14 protein-coding genes and 1 riboswitch are annotated in these 15714 nt (G+C 39.5%); of the genes, 5 read left to right on the plus strand and 9 right to left on the minus strand.

Features of this window, described 5'->3' with window-relative positions; genetic code table 11:
- Positions 1-14: 14 nt before the first annotated feature.
- The gene (locus AC0VYJ_RS14115) at positions 15-545 is read right to left on the minus strand and encodes a YqhR family membrane protein (protein ID WP_194222123.1); all 531 of its coding nucleotides are present in this window, start codon (positions 543-545) and stop codon (positions 15-17) included.
- Between the two features lie 223 nt (positions 546-768).
- Between AC0VYJ_RS14115 and AC0VYJ_RS14120 the strand changes: the two genes are divergently transcribed.
- On the plus strand, positions 769-1716 hold the full coding sequence (locus tag AC0VYJ_RS14120; protein ID WP_194222124.1) for a DUF1385 domain-containing protein: 948 nt from the start codon (positions 769-771) through the stop codon (positions 1714-1716).
- A 22-nt stretch (positions 1717-1738) separates the two neighbouring features.
- Complete coding sequence (locus AC0VYJ_RS14125; RefSeq protein ID WP_430244717.1) at positions 1739-2128, plus strand: SA1362 family protein; 390 nt, start codon at positions 1739-1741, stop codon at positions 2126-2128.
- Between the two features lie 136 nt (positions 2129-2264).
- Here AC0VYJ_RS14125 and AC0VYJ_RS14130 read toward each other — a convergent pair whose 3' ends face one another.
- The 4 genes from AC0VYJ_RS14130 to AC0VYJ_RS14145 all read right to left on the minus strand — a co-directional run bounded on the left by AC0VYJ_RS14130 (position 2265) and on the right by AC0VYJ_RS14145 (position 7791).
- Positions 2265-3170, minus strand: a complete 906-nt coding sequence (locus AC0VYJ_RS14130) for a patatin-like phospholipase family protein (protein ID WP_475365467.1) — start codon at positions 3168-3170, stop codon at positions 2265-2267.
- A gap of 77 nt (positions 3171-3247) precedes the next feature.
- On the minus strand, positions 3248-3694 hold the full coding sequence (mntR, locus tag AC0VYJ_RS14135; protein ID WP_194222127.1) for a transcriptional regulator MntR: 447 nt from the start codon (positions 3692-3694) through the stop codon (positions 3248-3250).
- A 297-nt stretch (positions 3695-3991) separates the two neighbouring features.
- Positions 3992-6556 (minus strand): vitamin B12-dependent ribonucleotide reductase, encoded by a 2565-nt coding sequence (locus AC0VYJ_RS14140; protein ID WP_475365468.1) that lies wholly within the window; start codon positions 6554-6556, stop codon positions 3992-3994.
- A 404-nt stretch (positions 6557-6960) separates the two neighbouring features.
- Positions 6961-7791, minus strand: a complete 831-nt coding sequence (locus AC0VYJ_RS14145) for a lipoate--protein ligase family protein (protein ID WP_194222129.1) — start codon at positions 7789-7791, stop codon at positions 6961-6963.
- Between the two features lie 298 nt (positions 7792-8089).
- Between AC0VYJ_RS14145 and AC0VYJ_RS14150 the strand changes: the two genes are divergently transcribed.
- Complete coding sequence (locus AC0VYJ_RS14150; RefSeq protein ID WP_194222130.1) at positions 8090-8461, plus strand: rhodanese-like domain-containing protein; 372 nt, start codon at positions 8090-8092, stop codon at positions 8459-8461.
- A 165-nt stretch (positions 8462-8626) separates the two neighbouring features.
- Here AC0VYJ_RS14150 and gcvPB read toward each other — a convergent pair whose 3' ends face one another.
- Genes gcvPB through gcvT form a run of 3 tightly spaced genes read right to left on the minus strand, consistent with a single transcriptional unit; the run spans position 8627 to position 12551 of the window.
- The gene (gene gcvPB / locus AC0VYJ_RS14155; RefSeq protein WP_475365469.1) at positions 8627-10084 is read right to left on the minus strand and encodes an aminomethyl-transferring glycine dehydrogenase subunit GcvPB; all 1458 of its coding nucleotides are present in this window, start codon (positions 10082-10084) and stop codon (positions 8627-8629) included.
- Positions 10081-11424, minus strand: coding sequence for an aminomethyl-transferring glycine dehydrogenase subunit GcvPA (gene gcvPA / locus AC0VYJ_RS14160; protein ID WP_475365470.1), 1344 nt, complete (start codon positions 11422-11424; stop codon positions 10081-10083). Before gcvPA ends, gcvPB begins: the two co-directional genes overlap by 4 nt.
- A gap of 26 nt (positions 11425-11450) precedes the next feature.
- Positions 11451-12551, minus strand: a complete 1101-nt coding sequence (gene gcvT, locus AC0VYJ_RS14165; RefSeq protein WP_194222133.1) for a glycine cleavage system aminomethyltransferase GcvT — start codon at positions 12549-12551, stop codon at positions 11451-11453.
- Positions 12552-12723: 172 nt separating this feature from the next.
- Positions 12724-12812: riboswitch (glycine riboswitch) on the minus strand.
- Between the two features lie 209 nt (positions 12813-13021).
- On the opposite strand from gcvT, the gene AC0VYJ_RS14170 reads away from it, so the two are divergent.
- Positions 13022-14692, plus strand: a complete 1671-nt coding sequence (locus tag AC0VYJ_RS14170) for a DEAD/DEAH box helicase (protein WP_404681609.1) — start codon at positions 13022-13024, stop codon at positions 14690-14692.
- Positions 14670-15464: a YqhG family protein gene (locus tag AC0VYJ_RS14175; RefSeq protein ID WP_475365471.1), complete on the plus strand. Its 795-nt coding sequence runs from the start codon at positions 14670-14672 to the stop codon at positions 15462-15464. The genes AC0VYJ_RS14170 and AC0VYJ_RS14175 overlap by 23 nt, the downstream gene beginning before the upstream one ends.
- A 48-nt stretch (positions 15465-15512) precedes the next feature.
- Here AC0VYJ_RS14175 and AC0VYJ_RS14180 read toward each other — a convergent pair whose 3' ends face one another.
- Positions 15513-15707, minus strand: a complete 195-nt coding sequence (locus tag AC0VYJ_RS14180) for a YqzE family protein (protein ID WP_194222136.1) — start codon at positions 15705-15707, stop codon at positions 15513-15515.
- Positions 15708-15714: the final 7 nt, after the last annotated feature.

The following is a 15714-nucleotide window of genomic DNA, read 5'->3' on the forward strand; positions in this document are numbered from 1 at the left end:
ATTCTACCATAGCTTCATTTATTTGAATAGGAAGCGCCCTTCTGCTGGTTTTCATGATATTCAAAAGAAATCGAATACCCGATAAAGACGCCGTAAAGAAGATAAAGGCATATCGTAGTAATGACTGTGTTACGATCAAGTTTCGTGATCGTTGGCAGATCGATGAACATTGGATTGAGTAAATAAAATACAATTATCCATAATACAATCCCATAAGCAAGTCCTGCAAGCATGTTATTTATTTTCACGAGCGTTACTTTGTACAAAAAAGCCACAAGTATGGATACAAGCCCAAGGGCAAGAATTCCAATCCACTGCCCTAGCTGTTCATTTTTCCATTCGCCAAGTGCCCATGGTGACAAAATGAGAGAGGGTGGTATCTTAGTAAATTTAAATAAGTATGTGAGATAACCAATTACACCCCAAAAAAGCCCTCCAGCAATCCCGATTGTAATAACTTTTGATGTAAAAGATAAAGGTTGCTCCTGCTTATTTTGTTCAAGTTGCTCATTCTCTTTACCATCTTTCTGCTTCTCTTTATCCATAACACTCACCTCCCCCTTAAGCATTCCCTGTTGATGATGGAATTATTTATTAGAAGAATTGTCTATTGAAAAGATTAAAATTGCCGGTGTTGGGGAAAATGATTATTACAATCTATTACCTAGAGGTTTTTGCCTATTTCTTGTAGAATGGTATAAAGTACAATTTGTTAGAGTTTGATCGCTTCAAAACATTCTACTTCATACAATAGGTTGGTGAGAGATATTGTCAGATACAAATAAGCCTGCTTATGGCGGGCAAGCGGTTGTTGAAGGTGTTATGTTTCAAGGGAAACATACGTCTGTAACCGCCATTCGGCGCAAGGATGATTCAATTGATTATTTAGAAGTTCCGAAGCAGCCGAAGCCTATCCGAACAAAGCTTAAGAAAATCCCATTCATACGTGGTGTTGTTGCGATTATCGACGCCAGTGGCAATGGAACTAAACATTTGAATTTTTCAAGTGAACGCTATGATGTGGACCCTTCGGAAGATGAGGAAGTGTTAGGTAAGGAAGAGCCTTCCAAAATAACGCTTTTATTAGGTGCAGCAGCCATAGGCGTTATCTCGTTTGCATTCGTAAAAACGATTTTCACTATATTACCCGCCTTAGCCGCAGCCTCACTTGAGTTTATATTTCCAGGGCACGTTGTACAGAACTTGATTGAGGGTTTCATTAAGCTCATTCTATTGCTTGGGTATATTTATTTTATTTCGTTAACCCCAATTGTAAAAAGAGTCTTTCAATATCATGGCGCTGAACATAAAGTCATCAACGCTTATGAAGCAGGACTTCCTATTACAATAGAGAATGTTCAAAAGCAATCGCGTCTTCATTATCGATGTGGAAGTAGCTTCATCCTTTTCACAGTAGTCATTGGGGTATTTATTTATCTTCTTGTTCCTACTGATCCATTATGGGTAAGGTTACTCTATCGTGTTGCATTAATTCCGGTAGTTCTTGGAGTTTCATTCGAAGTTCTCCAATTAACGAATAAAGTTAGAGAAGTTCCTGTATTAAAAGTGCTTGGCTATCCTGGGTTATGGGTTCAGCTACTAACAACCAAAAACCCAGATGATAAACAAGTTGATGTTGCAATCCACTCATTTAATGAACTACTTTCTCGAGATAAACAACGAGAGGAAGACGATTCAAGCACAAAAGTTGTGTAAAGATGAACAGGAGGTGAATCATTTGTCGCGCCGTGTTGTTCAACCTCTAATTTATTTATTAATTGGCCTAGCAGCTATTGGTTTTGTTTGGAAAATGGTCACAGACCCTCAAGGACTTTTCATGCAACTTCTAATCACTGCTGCGATTGCTGCAATCATGATCTTCGTTGTCAGAAAGTTAATGGCTAGAAGAATGGGTCAACAATCAACTTCTTATCAAAAGGCCGTTAAACAATCAACCAAAATGAAAAAGAAAAAAGCTACACCAAGAAGAAATGCACCTCACCTTCGTGTCATTCCATCTAAACGTCTTTCTCCTAGAAAGCGCTCTTTACAGGAGGATCGAAAACAAAATCCTTTTACCGTAATCGAAGGACGTAAAGGAAAAAAGAAAAACAGAGCTCTCTTTTAACATGGTTCACTTGTTTTACCGATAAGATTGGGCGACTTAATAAAAAGTCATTGTCCTGAATGGAAAACTCCTTCTATTTGGAAGTAACTAAACTAACATAAATATGAAAAGGTGGCTGATGAAATCAGCCACCTTTTCATGTAATATTGTCAGGCAATTTTCTCCACGTATTGAGAAATTGAGAGGTTCGCTCTTCTCCTAACAAGATTAGTTTCTTTTGACTTTGTCTCTCTAGTTTAAAAGCTGTCGTCAGATCATGATCCACAGGTATAAACACAATGTTCTTGGCTTTTTGTTCTTCAATATATCGAGCATCATGAGCCTGCTTCATTGTTTCAAATAATGCCTGATACATATCAACAGCATTTGTAATTTTATTTTCAGGAACGTGGTTAAAGTTTGCACTCAATTGAAAGCCTAATACCGGTCTTTGTGGTTTTTTATTTTCAGGAGGTTGGAATATCCATAAAGGGAAGTTACTTAAAATTCCGCCATCTACCATATAGTGCTTTTTACCATCAATGGAGTAGAGCGGTTGAGGTTTAAAGAAAAATGGTAAACTCGCACTCATCCTAACAGCTTTCGCGACAGAGAACCGCTCTGGTACGAAGCCGTACTGTGCTAAGTCATCAGGTATAACGACAAGCCTACCTTTCGATATATCGGATACAATAATCTTCAGTGATCCCTCGGGTAAATCACCGAATGTTTCAATGCCTTTGTTTTTTAATAAATCCCCAACCCATAATTCTAGGTCCTTTCCAGAATAGAGTCCAAGATTCCAATACAACATCAACCACCGTATCAACGGGAATGTATAACCCGAGTTTTTTTCGAGTAGTGTCGTTAGATCCGTATCGAGCAAGATCTTTTCTAACTCATTTCCCTTATAACCTGAAATAATTAAAGATGCAATTATAGCTCCAGCACTCGTGCCCGCTGTACGTTTAAATTCGAGGCCTTTTTTCTCAACGGCTTGAAGTGCTCCCACTAGCGCTATCCCTTTAACTCCGCCACCTGAAAAGACGCCATCAATGTACACTCTCAAACCTCCTTCCCACCTTATTAAAGCCTAAGCTTTAACGGGGGAATTTAGTACAAAAAAAAGAAACAACCCGATTAAACTTCGGATTGTTCCTCGTGTGCTTCTTCATTTTTACGTTGCACTTCTCTAAGTTCATCCACTCGTACATTTGTCTCTTCAAAGTACTGGACAAGATCACCAATGCGATCGATAGCGTCCCAGCTTAGATGATGTTCAATACCCTCAACATCTTCATATATATTCTCTTCGTTAACCCCGATAACACCTAGAAATTGTTCAAGCAAAGCATGGCGATCAACGAGTCGCTTTCCTAGCTTTTTCCCTTTAGGAGTAAGCATAAAGCCGCGATATTTTTCGTATACGACATATTTACCTTTATCTAATTTTTGAATCATTTTGGTTACCGAGGAGGGATGTACCTCTAATGCTTCCGCGATATCTGATACGCGAGCATACCCTTTTCCGTCTATAAGTGCATAAATACGTTCAATATAATCTTCCATACTGGGAGTAGTGGCCATTGGATTCCCTCCATCTTTTATTCCATTTAAGCCAGTTAATAAAAGCATACACCATAGTATGGGCGGATACAAGGAAAGGTTCCATAAGCTTCTATTAACTGCATTAACTCAGTTCTAATACTCTTATGTAGAGCAGATATTATATCATATTTCATTTAATCGGTTTTGTAAATTAGTGGATAAAATACAAAGTCACTTGAACACCCCAACAGCACTTGCGAAAAATGTCCCTAATCTACGCACAAAAAGATGAAGGATAAACGTTTCCGTCTATCCTTCCCTTACATCAGTTAGCTATTAAAGTCCGCACTTCAGCTGTGCACCACAATTATCACAAGTATTGCAACCACCCATTTCCTTTACCTGACCCTTTCGACAAACAGGGCACGTATTACCTACTTCAGACCCGATTGTAACGTCTGTAGAGCGTAGATCTGTAATCGTGTCAACTAGTACTACTTGCTTCTTTTCTTGCATGCCATCTTCAAACTCAAGCTGTTCAAATGAATTTTCTTCTGCTTTAAGAGTTAGAACCTGAGAATCACGGCTACCATCTACATAAACGGTACCGCCTTTGGCTCCTCCATTATATAGACGCTCATAAACTGCTTCCACTTGTTTCACTGAATACCCTTTTGGAGCATTAACAGTTTTTGAAATCGAGCTATCAACCCAGCGTTGAATAACGCACTGAGTGTCAGCATGATCTTCTGGTGCGAGCTCCATTGCTGAAACGAACCATTCCGGAAGGTTTTCTGTATCAGCTTCTGGGTTTCTTTCAAAGTACTCTGCAAGAATATCTGCTTTTACTTCGATAAATTTACCAAGTCGTCCACTACGGTAATAAGAGAAAGAGAAGTAAGGCTCAAGACCGGTAGAAACCCCTACCATCGTGCCAGTGCTACCAGTAGGCGCAACTGTTAGAAGATGTGAATTACGTATACCATAGTCCATAATGCTGTCGCGTAGGTCATTTGGCATTTGTTGCATATAACCTGTGTTAACAAATGCTTCACGTAATCTATTTGTTTCCGCAACTGTTTCACCCTCAAGGAAAGGGAAGCTTCCCTTTTCTTTAGCAAGATCCACAGAAGCACGATAAGCTGTTGTAGCAATTGTTTCAAAAATCTGATCTGTTAAATTATTCCCTTCTTCTGATCCATATATTGTTTCACAGTATATAAGAAGGTCATGTAGCCCCATTACTCCTAGTCCTACTCGACGTTCGCCAAGAGCTTGCTTCTCATTCTCTTCTAAGAAGTAAGGTGTCGCATCAATAACGTTATCTTGCATGCGTACGCCAACTTCAACCGTTTCTCTCAGCTTATCGAAATCAACAGTCTTTGTCTCCTTATTAGCCATCTCAGCAAGGTTCACTGCTGCTAGGTTACATACAGAGTAAGGTGCTAATGGTTGCTCACCACATGGGTTAGTAGCGACAACTTTTTGACCGTAAGAAGTTGCGTTTGTTTTTTCATTTGCATTATCAATAAAGAAGATACCTGGCTCTGCAGAGTAAGTAGCACAAATATTAATTAAATCCCACAGCTCTTTTGCCTGAACCTTACGATAAGTTCTTACTGGAAAGCCTTGCTTCTCCCAGTCACGTACATCCCCTGATTCATGCCAGTTCTCATTATAAAGTGCCATTTGTTCTTTCGTATAGTTCTCTACATCCGGGAATCGAAGTTCATATTCAGAATCATTTTCAACCGCGTCCATAAAGTCTTTAGTTAAACAAATCGAGATGTTTGCACCAGTCAAGAAGTCAGGATTGTGGACAGAATACGTTCCACCCGTTGCAAGCTTATCCTGCGCATCCTGCATCACTTTTTCTTCAAAGCCACCTGTTCCGGGAATACTACGGTAGTTTAAGATACTTTGGTACATAGATCTTTCCGACTCTGAGAGCGGTGTGAATTTCAACTTATCTTCTGCAAGTTTCTTAATTTGTTCATCCTTTGTATTCTCCATAAGGAAACGAAGAATGCGTGGATTCTGCATTTTTGAAATGATAAATTCAATAATATCAGGATGCCAGTCAGCGAGCATAATCATTTGGGCCCCACGTCTTGAGCCACCTTGCTCCACTAGATGCGTCAGCTTTGCAATATCATCCAGCCATGAAACCGAACCTGATGATTTACCATTCACACCCCTAGCAAGCGTGTTTCTAGGACGAAGTGTAGATCCGTTCGTTCCTACTCCACCACCTCGACTCATAATCTCCATTACTTGTTTACGGTGTTCAGAAATACCTTCTCTTGAATCCTGTGGAAACGGCATAACGTAACAGTTAAAGTACGTCACTTCCGTATCAGCTCCAGCTCCGTAAAGCACACGTCCTGCAGGAACAAAGTTCATTGATGAAAGTTCTTTATAGAAACGATCTTCCCAATATGTCTTTTCCCCATCTGTTTTCTCTACATCAGCAAGACCACGTGCATTACGACGAGCAATTTGCTCATAATATACTTCCAAGGGCTTTTCTATGACATCCAACGAACGGACAATAATACCTGATTCTCTTTCTTCTTCTGTGTCTAAAACGCCAACGTAATCCTCATGAACAGCTACAGTTGCTTTCTTAGATTGAAGATCGAATTCTTCAATATACCCAAGACCTCTTGCTGGAAATTTTGGATCTTCTTTAATCGTTAAGACAACAAAATCACCTTTTTGTAATGTCTTTTTCTCTGTATCTTTAAATGCATAGCGGTCAAGCATCACAAGACGACTAACACCTTTGTGAGTTAGATGCATATCCTCTGTAATCGGATGAACCTGCGCAAACATTTCAATATCCTTATTCAACTGCTCAATGTTAATAGATCTTCTTTTTTCATTGGTTTGTATTGTCATATAAACCCCTCCGTTTCGACATTTATACACTTAAGAGCATCTCTAGATGTATGTAGCTATGATAAATCGTCTTGATTAATAGTAGCACATGTACACGAACCAGACAATCATTTTTAACCATATATAGTGTTCAGAATTCTTCAATCAATACTACATATAGTAAAAGAGCGAATACTTTAGCGATTTGTCAACTTTCAAATCCAGTGAAAATGAAAGGTTTTCCTCGATAAATAAAGGTTAGATTAGAAGAATAGAGAAAAAAGAGGAATTTTGTCTATTGCACATTTTTCCACACTCTGCCTTTTTAACATAGGAGACAAAAATTAATTAGTTAACAGACCATGATTAAGATTAGAACATTTGTTCTTGTTAAGTCAATAGGAAAAAGCACCCAACGAAGGTGCTTATTTGCTAAAGTTCCATTCCTTGCTAGCGTATTTCTCCTCTGCTAGTTGAACAACAAAGGACTCTTGTTCATCCGTTAGTTGATATGGAACCAATTCAATATCAAGCCCCTGTTGAAAACCATCATAAAAAGCTTTAACCGCTTCTGATATCGATACAGGAGTTTCACGGAGTGCATTAATAGCTACAGCCTTTTTTCTAAAACCTCGCTGCATCCGCTCACGTATCCGTTCATTTTTAAATTTGAAACAATCAAACAATTGGTCCTCATCAATGTCAAGAAGAATCGATCCATGCTGGAGAATGACACCTTTTTGACGAGTTTGAGCGCTCCCAGCGACTTTTCGCCCTTCTACAACAAGTTCATAATAGGATGGAGAGTCAAAACATACACCCGACCTTGGTGCACGTAGCTCTTCTTTCTCTGCATCCGTTTCAGGAACAGCGAAATAAGCATTCAATCCAAGTTTTCTGAAACCAATCAATAACCCTTCTGAAATAACCCGGTACGCTTCTGTTACGGTTGAGGGCATGTCTGGATAATCTTCAGAGACAATAACGCTATAAGTCACTTCCTGATCATGAAGGACAGCTCTTCCACCAGTAGGGCGTCTCACAAACCCTAGACCATTTTTTTCTACAGCATCCATATTAATATCACGTTCGATACGCTGGAAATAACCAATTGAAAGTGTTGGGGGATTCCACCCGTAAAATCGAATAACAGGGGGGATAGTCCCATCACTATGCCATTTCAATAATGCTTCATCAAGTGCCATGTTATAAGCTGGAGAACGTTCTCCCGAATCAATAAATGCCCATTGCTTCATTTTCGGAACTCCTTTATCACTGTCAGTTTTCTAACACCTTCCCTATTCTAGCAGAGGAGAAAATGGATGACCAATGAACACTCTCAATTATTTTAGCTATGTCTTGAACATTATTGGTTTTTCGATCTTTCGAGTATAGGCGAATCTCCTCTATCCCAACTAATTTAGAACAAATTTGATTTAATTACTGAATACTACCTATTCTTTTTATAGTTATTCCTTTTTTCTTTTGCGGAAAGCCGAAAAGACGTGTAAACTTAAAGTTGTCGATTTTACTTGAAAGGGTGTAACAAAGTTTATGGAATGGATTATCGCAATACTCGTCGCGATCATTGTGTATGTTGTCATTACTCGATACATGCAAAAGAGGAATTTGAAAACGTTAACGGAGGAAGAATTCCGTGCCGGCTATCGTAAAGCCCAACTGATTGATGTTCGTGAACCAAACGAATTTGATAATGGCCATATTCTAGGGGCAAGAAACATCCCTGTTAGTCAGCTAAAAATGCGAATTAAAGAAATCCGCAAAGATCAGCCAGTTTATATGTACGACTACAACGGAATTATTGTAGCTCGTGCTGCAAGCATTCTTAGAAAACATGGCATTAAAGATCTTTATCAATTAAAAGGCGGCTTCAAAAAATGGGGCGGCAAAGTAAAGAAAAAATAAAAAGCAGCTGCCTTTGCAGCTGCTTTTTTTGATTGCTATTCAGCAACTCAAAATGGCTTTGTTGATTTTGCATCATTGATTTATCCATGTTAAACGTATCTCTCATTTGAATGAGCCATAATCGAGTAGTGAACAATATAAATTAACAGGGCCTATCAATAAGCATTAGGCTTTTTGATAACGTAAAACAGGCTTTCTGGCAGCCGTGGTTTCATCAAGGCGACCAATAACTGTTGTATGTGGGGCTTCCTGAACAATTTCCGGATTTTCCTCTGCTTCTTTTGCAATTTGAAGCAGTACATCACAGAACTCATCAAGTGTTTCTTTTGATTCTGTCTCCGTAGGTTCAATCATCATACATTCCTCAACGTTAATTGGGAAATAGATCGTTGGCGGGTGGTAACCAAAGTCTAGCAGTCGCTTTGCCATATCAAGCGTTCTGACACCAAGTTTCTTTTGTTTTTTTCCTGAAATCACGAATTCATGCTTGCAGTGCTGTTCATAAGGTAACACAAAGGCATCTTGTAAGCGTCTCATCATATAGTTAGCATTTAATACCGCATTTTCCGATACTTGCATTAAGCCTTCTGGCCCCATAGTACGAATATACGTATATGCTCGAACATTGATACCGAAGTTACCATAGTAAGGCTTTACACGACCAATGGACTGAGGACGGTCATACTCGAAACGATAGGCATTATTCTCCTTCACGAGTACCGGCTTAGGAAGATAAGGAATTAAATCAGATTTAACACCAACCGGTCCAGATCCAGGTCCACCACCACCATGAGGTCCAGTGAAAGTTTTGTGTAGATTTAAGTGCACAACATCAAAACCCATATCTCCAGGACGAGCAGCCCCCATAATAGCATTCATATTTGCACCATCGTAATATAGCTTTCCACCTGCGTTATGAATAATTGACGCCATCTCTGTAATCTGTTCTTCAAATAGTCCAAGTGTATTTGGATTTGTCAGCATCAGCGCAGCCGTATCTTCATCTACTACACGTTTTAAATCTTCAAGATCAACTAGACCTTTTTCATTTGATTTCACTGTCACTGCCTCAAAACCAGCAACTGTTGCAGAAGCAGGGTTTGTACCGTGAGCTGAATCTGGAACAATGACCTTTGTGCGATTGAAATCACCGTTCGCTTCATGATAAGCACGGATCATCATTAATCCTGTCCACTCTCCGTGAGCACCTGCTGCAGGTTGAAGCGTTACTTCATCCATACCTGTTACAGCCACGAGGTTTTCCTGAAGATTGTACATCATTTCTAGCGCACCTTGAACGCCCTCCTCTTCTTGAAGCGGATGTATGAAGGCAAAGCCAGGATACCTTGCTACATCTTCGTTAATTTTTGGATTGTACTTCATCGTACAAGACCCAAGTGGATAGAATCCAGAATCCACTCCATGGTTACGCTTAGACAAGGCTGTATAATGACGCATCAATTGTAATTCTGACACTTCTGGTAACTCTGGTTCTGTTTTACGATTAAACTCTTCTGGCAACCACTGATCTAAATCCATATCAGGAACATCAAGTTCAGGTAGACTATAAGAAATACGCCCCGGTTCACTTAGTTCAAATATTAATGCCTGATCTTTACTCATTGTGCTCCCCCCACTTCTTTTACGAATGCATCAATTTCTTCTTTCGTCCGATTCTCTGTAACAGCTATAAGCATGTGATCCTTCAGTTCTGGATAATCTCTTCCAAGATCATATCCACCAATAATCCCTTTTTCTAATAACATTCGATTAAGATCTTTAACCGAACCGTTTAATTTAATCACGAATTCATTGAAGTACACTCCATCAAAAACGGTTTCAACTCCCGCCTGTTTCAGCTGACTATTTGCATAATAAGCTTTCTTCATATTTTGCTCTGCCATATGTCGAACGCCTTCTTTACCAAGAGCACTCATAGCAACTGAAGAGGCAAGAGCATTCAACGCCTGATTGGAACAAATATTAGAAGTCGCTTTATCCCTTCGAATATGTTGCTCGCGTGCTTGTAAGGTTAGAACGAAACCGCGCTGTCCATTATCATCAGTTGTTTGCCCAATCAAACGACCTGGTACTTTTCGCATCAGTTTTTTTGTCACTGCGAAATAACCACAATGCGGTCCACCAAATTGTGCTGGAATTCCAAACGGTTGACAATCTCCAACAACGATATCTGCCCCCATCTCTCCTGGAGGAGTTAAACGACCAAGGGCAAGCGGGTTACTTGAAACAACAAACATCGCTTTTTGCTCATGGACAAGCTTTTCAATTTCGGGTAAGGGCTCTAACTGACCAAAAAAGTTCGGGTACTGAACCATAACACATGCAGTATCTTCGTCGATTTCATTTTTCAATTTATTAAGATCTGTACACCCATTCATCGTATCTACTTCAACCACTGAAAGACGCTGTCCACGCGCATATGTATCAATAACAGCACGGGCTTCAGGATGTACGCTCTTTGAAACAATGATCTTTTTCTTTTTAGTTTGTCCAGCACTGAGCAGACCAGCTTCGGCAAGAGCAGTTGGACCATCATACATCGAGGAATTCGCAACATCCATTCCAGTAAGTTCGCTTATCATTGTCTGAAATTCAAAAATGGCCTGCAATTCCCCTTGTGAAATTTCAGGTTGATATGGAGTATAAGCTGTATAAAACTCTGAGCGACGAATTACATGATCTACAACAGAAGGAATAGCGTGATCATAAACACCAGCACCAAGAAAAGATACATTCTCCTGTGTATTCGCATTCTTAGAAGCCAGTTTTGACATATATCGAATCAGTTCAGGTTCAAATAACTGTTTCTCTACTTTAAGATCTCCCTTAAAACGAATAGCCTCCGGAATATCTTCAAAAAGAGCTTGGACTGAGTCCACTCCAATTGTTTCAAGCATTTCCTTTCGATCTTGATCAGTTGTCGGCAAGTAGCGATGTTTCATATGTTTTTCTCCTCCTCTATTTCCCTTTATTTCTGTCGTTTATAAAATGGTGATGGAACAACTTTAGCTCCCACACGTTTGTTACGAATTTCAACATCTAGCTCAGTACCCATTTCTGTAAACTCTTTCTTTATTAATACAAGACCAACATTTTTCTTCAAAGTTGGAGATTGTGTCCCAGTAGTAACTTCGCCAATCAATTGTTCCCCTTTGTAAACAGGATAGTGGGTCCGCGGAATCCCGCGCCCAGTCATTTCAATCCCAACTAACTTTCGCTCAAGACCATTTTCACGCTGACTTAGTAGAACAGATTTTCCGATGAAATCAGCTTCTTTACTAGTTTTAACAGCAAAACCTATTCCCGCTTCTAGCGGAGAAATATCTTTCGTTAACTCCTGCCCATAAAGAGCTAGCTTTGCCTCAAAGCGAAGCGTATCGCGAGCCCCAAGGCCACAAGGTAGAATATTTTCTGGCTCCCCCGCAGCAAGAATCGCCTTCCACAGTGAAGGGGCATCCTCCCAAGAAGTATACAGTTCAAAACCATCTTCACCCGTATAGCCGGTTCTAGACACTAACGTATTAATGCCCTCAATCACGACTTCATTCTGAAATTTAAAGAAACCGATAGTTGAAAGATTCACTTCCGTTAGACGTTGGAGAATCATCTCTGCTTGTGGACCCTGAATAGCAAGTTGGGCCATCTGACTTGATATGTTCTGAATAGAAACTCCTTCGATAAGGTGTTTTTCAAGCCAGTCAAAATCTTTCTCAGTGTTAGCAGCATTAACTACCAATAAATAATGGTGTTCTGAGTGCTTGTACACAAGAAGGTCATCCACAGTTCCGCCATCTTCATAGCACATTGCTGTATATTGAGCACCGTTGACCTTTAGTTTGCTTATATCATTTGTCATCATCTTTTGAAGGTAATGAAGCGACTGTTCACCACTAACATCAATTTCTCCCATATGAGAAACATCGAATAAACCAGCTCTCGTTCTAACGGCCTCATGCTCTTCTTTAATACTTGAAAACTGAACCGGAAGAGCCCAGCCTCCAAAATCAATTGTTTTAGCGCCCATAGCTTTATAGGTTTCAAATAATGGTGTTTTTAATAGTTCACTCATCTTATTCCCTCCTAAAATCATTCATCTTAAAAAGCTTATACCGAAGCATAAAAAAGGACAGAGAAAACCGCTTTAAGTAGCGCGGTTTCTCTGTCCCGTTGACCTGAAAGTTTCTCCTCACATTACGCGAGAATTACATCTTTGGCGGCTATAAAAGCTCTCTCCAGAGGTGCGTCTAGCAAGAGTCTTTTTGCCTGAGAGATTCACAAATTTGTTTGCTCCTTCGGCGCTGCATATAGCAGTCTCTCCTCTTGCTTTCATTCGCCTATTTTCAGTTTTAAGGTATTGGATTCTACTGATTGATTCATACTAATAGTGCTTTCGATTTCAATCCTACCACTACCATAGTGGCATTGGCAACAATCTTTTTAATAATGAAAGTATTTTAACTAATATATTAAACACGAACATTATTATATATTAATCATGCATCATTCGTAAATAACCTTTACCGAGAAAGGGTTTTCATTTTGAGAACAGAGTTGAAATTTGATCAAGAGTGGACAAACAACTTTCTGAAACAAATTGATGAAGACGGCCCCTGGGCTAACTGGGACCTTTTTAAACTGGCTATCGAAGCTGAGCATCATACAACCATCCCCACTTTCGCAGGCTTACAGGCGCCATCACATCTCCCTCATTTAACACCACATCCTTACCAGCTTGAAGCAGCTCGGCGAGTTGTAGAGGAAATGAACGGAAAAGCTATTCTAGCAGATGAAGTTGGCCTTGGAAAAACCATTGAAGCTGGTTTGATTATTAAAGAATATATGATTCGGGGTCTTGTCAAAAAAGTCCTGATCCTTGTTCCGGCATCATTAGTATCACAATGGGCTATTGAATTAAATCAAAAATTCTACATTCCAGCTGTAGTCCAGAGGAAAAGCTATGTATGGGATCAATGTGACGTTGTGGTTTCATCGATAGATACAGCTAAACGAGAGCCTCATCGCTCAATAGTTTATGAGCAGAACTACGACATGGTTATTATCGATGAAGCACATCGTCTAAAGAATAGTCGTACAAAAAATTATGAATTTGTACAGCACTTACCTAAAAAGTTCTGTCTGCTATTAACGGCTACCCCTGTTCAAAATCGTCTTGATGAAGTTTTTAACCTTGTATCTTTATTAAAACCAGGACATCTAGGAAGCTTGGAAAATTTCGAAAAAGACTACAATGGTAAAGAAAAAAAGGTCGAAGACGAAGAAAGACTTCGCGCTCTCATTCAAAAAGTGATGGTCAGAAACCGGCGTGAAGATACCGGAATGGACTGGCCAGAACGTATTGTTCAAACAGTACCTATTACTTTCTCACCTGAAGAAGAGGAGCTTTATCGTTCAGTCGAAGCGCTAAAGAAACAGCCCGTGGCTACGAGAAGTCAATTCTCGATCATCACTTTACTAAGAGAAATCTGTTCAAGCCGCGAAGCAGCATATATGACATTAAAAAAAATGCTTGATAAAGAACACCTTGACGACTCTTCTCAAACTCTCATTCAAATGTTAATTAAAAAAATTGAAGGAGTGCCAACGAATTCAAAAGCAGAAAAAGCCCTTGAATTGGTTCAATCAATCGAAGGTAAGGTCATTATTTTCACAGAATATCGAGCGACTCAGTTATATTTACAGTGGTTTTTAAAAGAACATGGAATTACTTCTGTCCCATTTAGGGGTGGATTTAAACGGGGGAAAAAAGACTGGATGAGAGAACTCTTCAAAAATCACGCAAAAGTCCTCATTGCAACAGAAGCAGGGGGAGAAGGAATCAATCTTCAATTCTGTCAGCACGTTATCAACTACGATCTACCTTGGAACCCAATGAGAATTGAGCAGCGCATCGGTAGAATACATCGGCTTGGGCAAGAAAGCGATGTGCACATTTATAATTTTGCTACGAAGCATACAGTTGAAGAGCATATCCTTACCCTCTTATATGAAAAAATCCAACTATTTGAAAGTGTTATCGGACAATTAGATGAGATTTTAACACGACTTGGCATGCGCGATATTGAAAAGCATATTTCTGATATACTTCTACACTCTGAAAGCGAAGGAGAAATCCGAATTAAGATGGAGAATATTAAAGAGCTTATCAATTATCAGAAGGAGGAGACAGATGCAACAAGAAAATATTCATAATTATCTGCGCTCGTATTTTCTTGCCAATGACTGCCAGATTCGAGAAGAAAAATCCGGCTATCTTGATGTCCAATTAACGATTGATCTTGATAAAGAACTTATGAACCGCCCTTTTTACTGGCACTATCTTGAGAAGACTGGTGGTACTCCTCGACCAATGACACTCACCCTAATTACAAATCAATCAAGCGATGAAAAGGGGGAGTTCGTTCACTTTGGTGCACCAAGACTACATCAAATTTTCTCATCCACTAAAAAGCTTGCGTCCTCTATCCGACTTTTTGAGGATGTGCAAACAAATTATCAACAACAATATTCTCTTCATCCATGGCTATGCCTTAATATTAAAATATCTTATCAGTGTGATCGAAAGAAACACCGTCTCCTCTCCCTCGGTCTACACCTTGTAAGCGGAGCGGTTGTTGATGACTTTCACCAGTTATTACTAACAAAGAAACTCACTCCTAAAATTCCAGATTATGCTTTTACTATAACGCCAATTATTAAACCCTCAAGCGGCTTGAAGAGACTTGAAGATGTGGTAGAAATGCTTATTTCAAAGGAGGATTTAGAATGGGCAGAAGAAGCAAAAATGAGATGGGCCACTGATTTAAACCTTCTTGATCAATTTTATAACGGAAAAACCAATGATCAGAGCTATCAAGTTGAAAGAGATGCTCTTCGAAAACAATATGAGCCAACAATTACGGCAGAAATAATTAACGGGGGCATCTTTCATTTAGCACCAGGTATTGAGTCACATCCTTCCTAAACGAAGGATGTTAAAATTAGCGAATCCATACAAAAAAGCTCAGACGAGTCAGTCCGAGCTTTCATGTTTCTTTTTTTTAACAAACATTGAAATCGACATAGGGATAATGCCAAACCATCGAAACAAAAATGGTTGCTTTTTGGCTTTTTTGACAGCACGCTGTTGCTGCCTTTCCTCTTTTGGTTGATCAATATAAGACACAACTTGCTGAGTCATATATTTCACAAGATCATTTGATGACATCTTGATC

It is taken from the genome of Anaerobacillus sp. 63XJN7_5_ISO-PGPR-S23-430 (genome assembly GCF_056173695.1).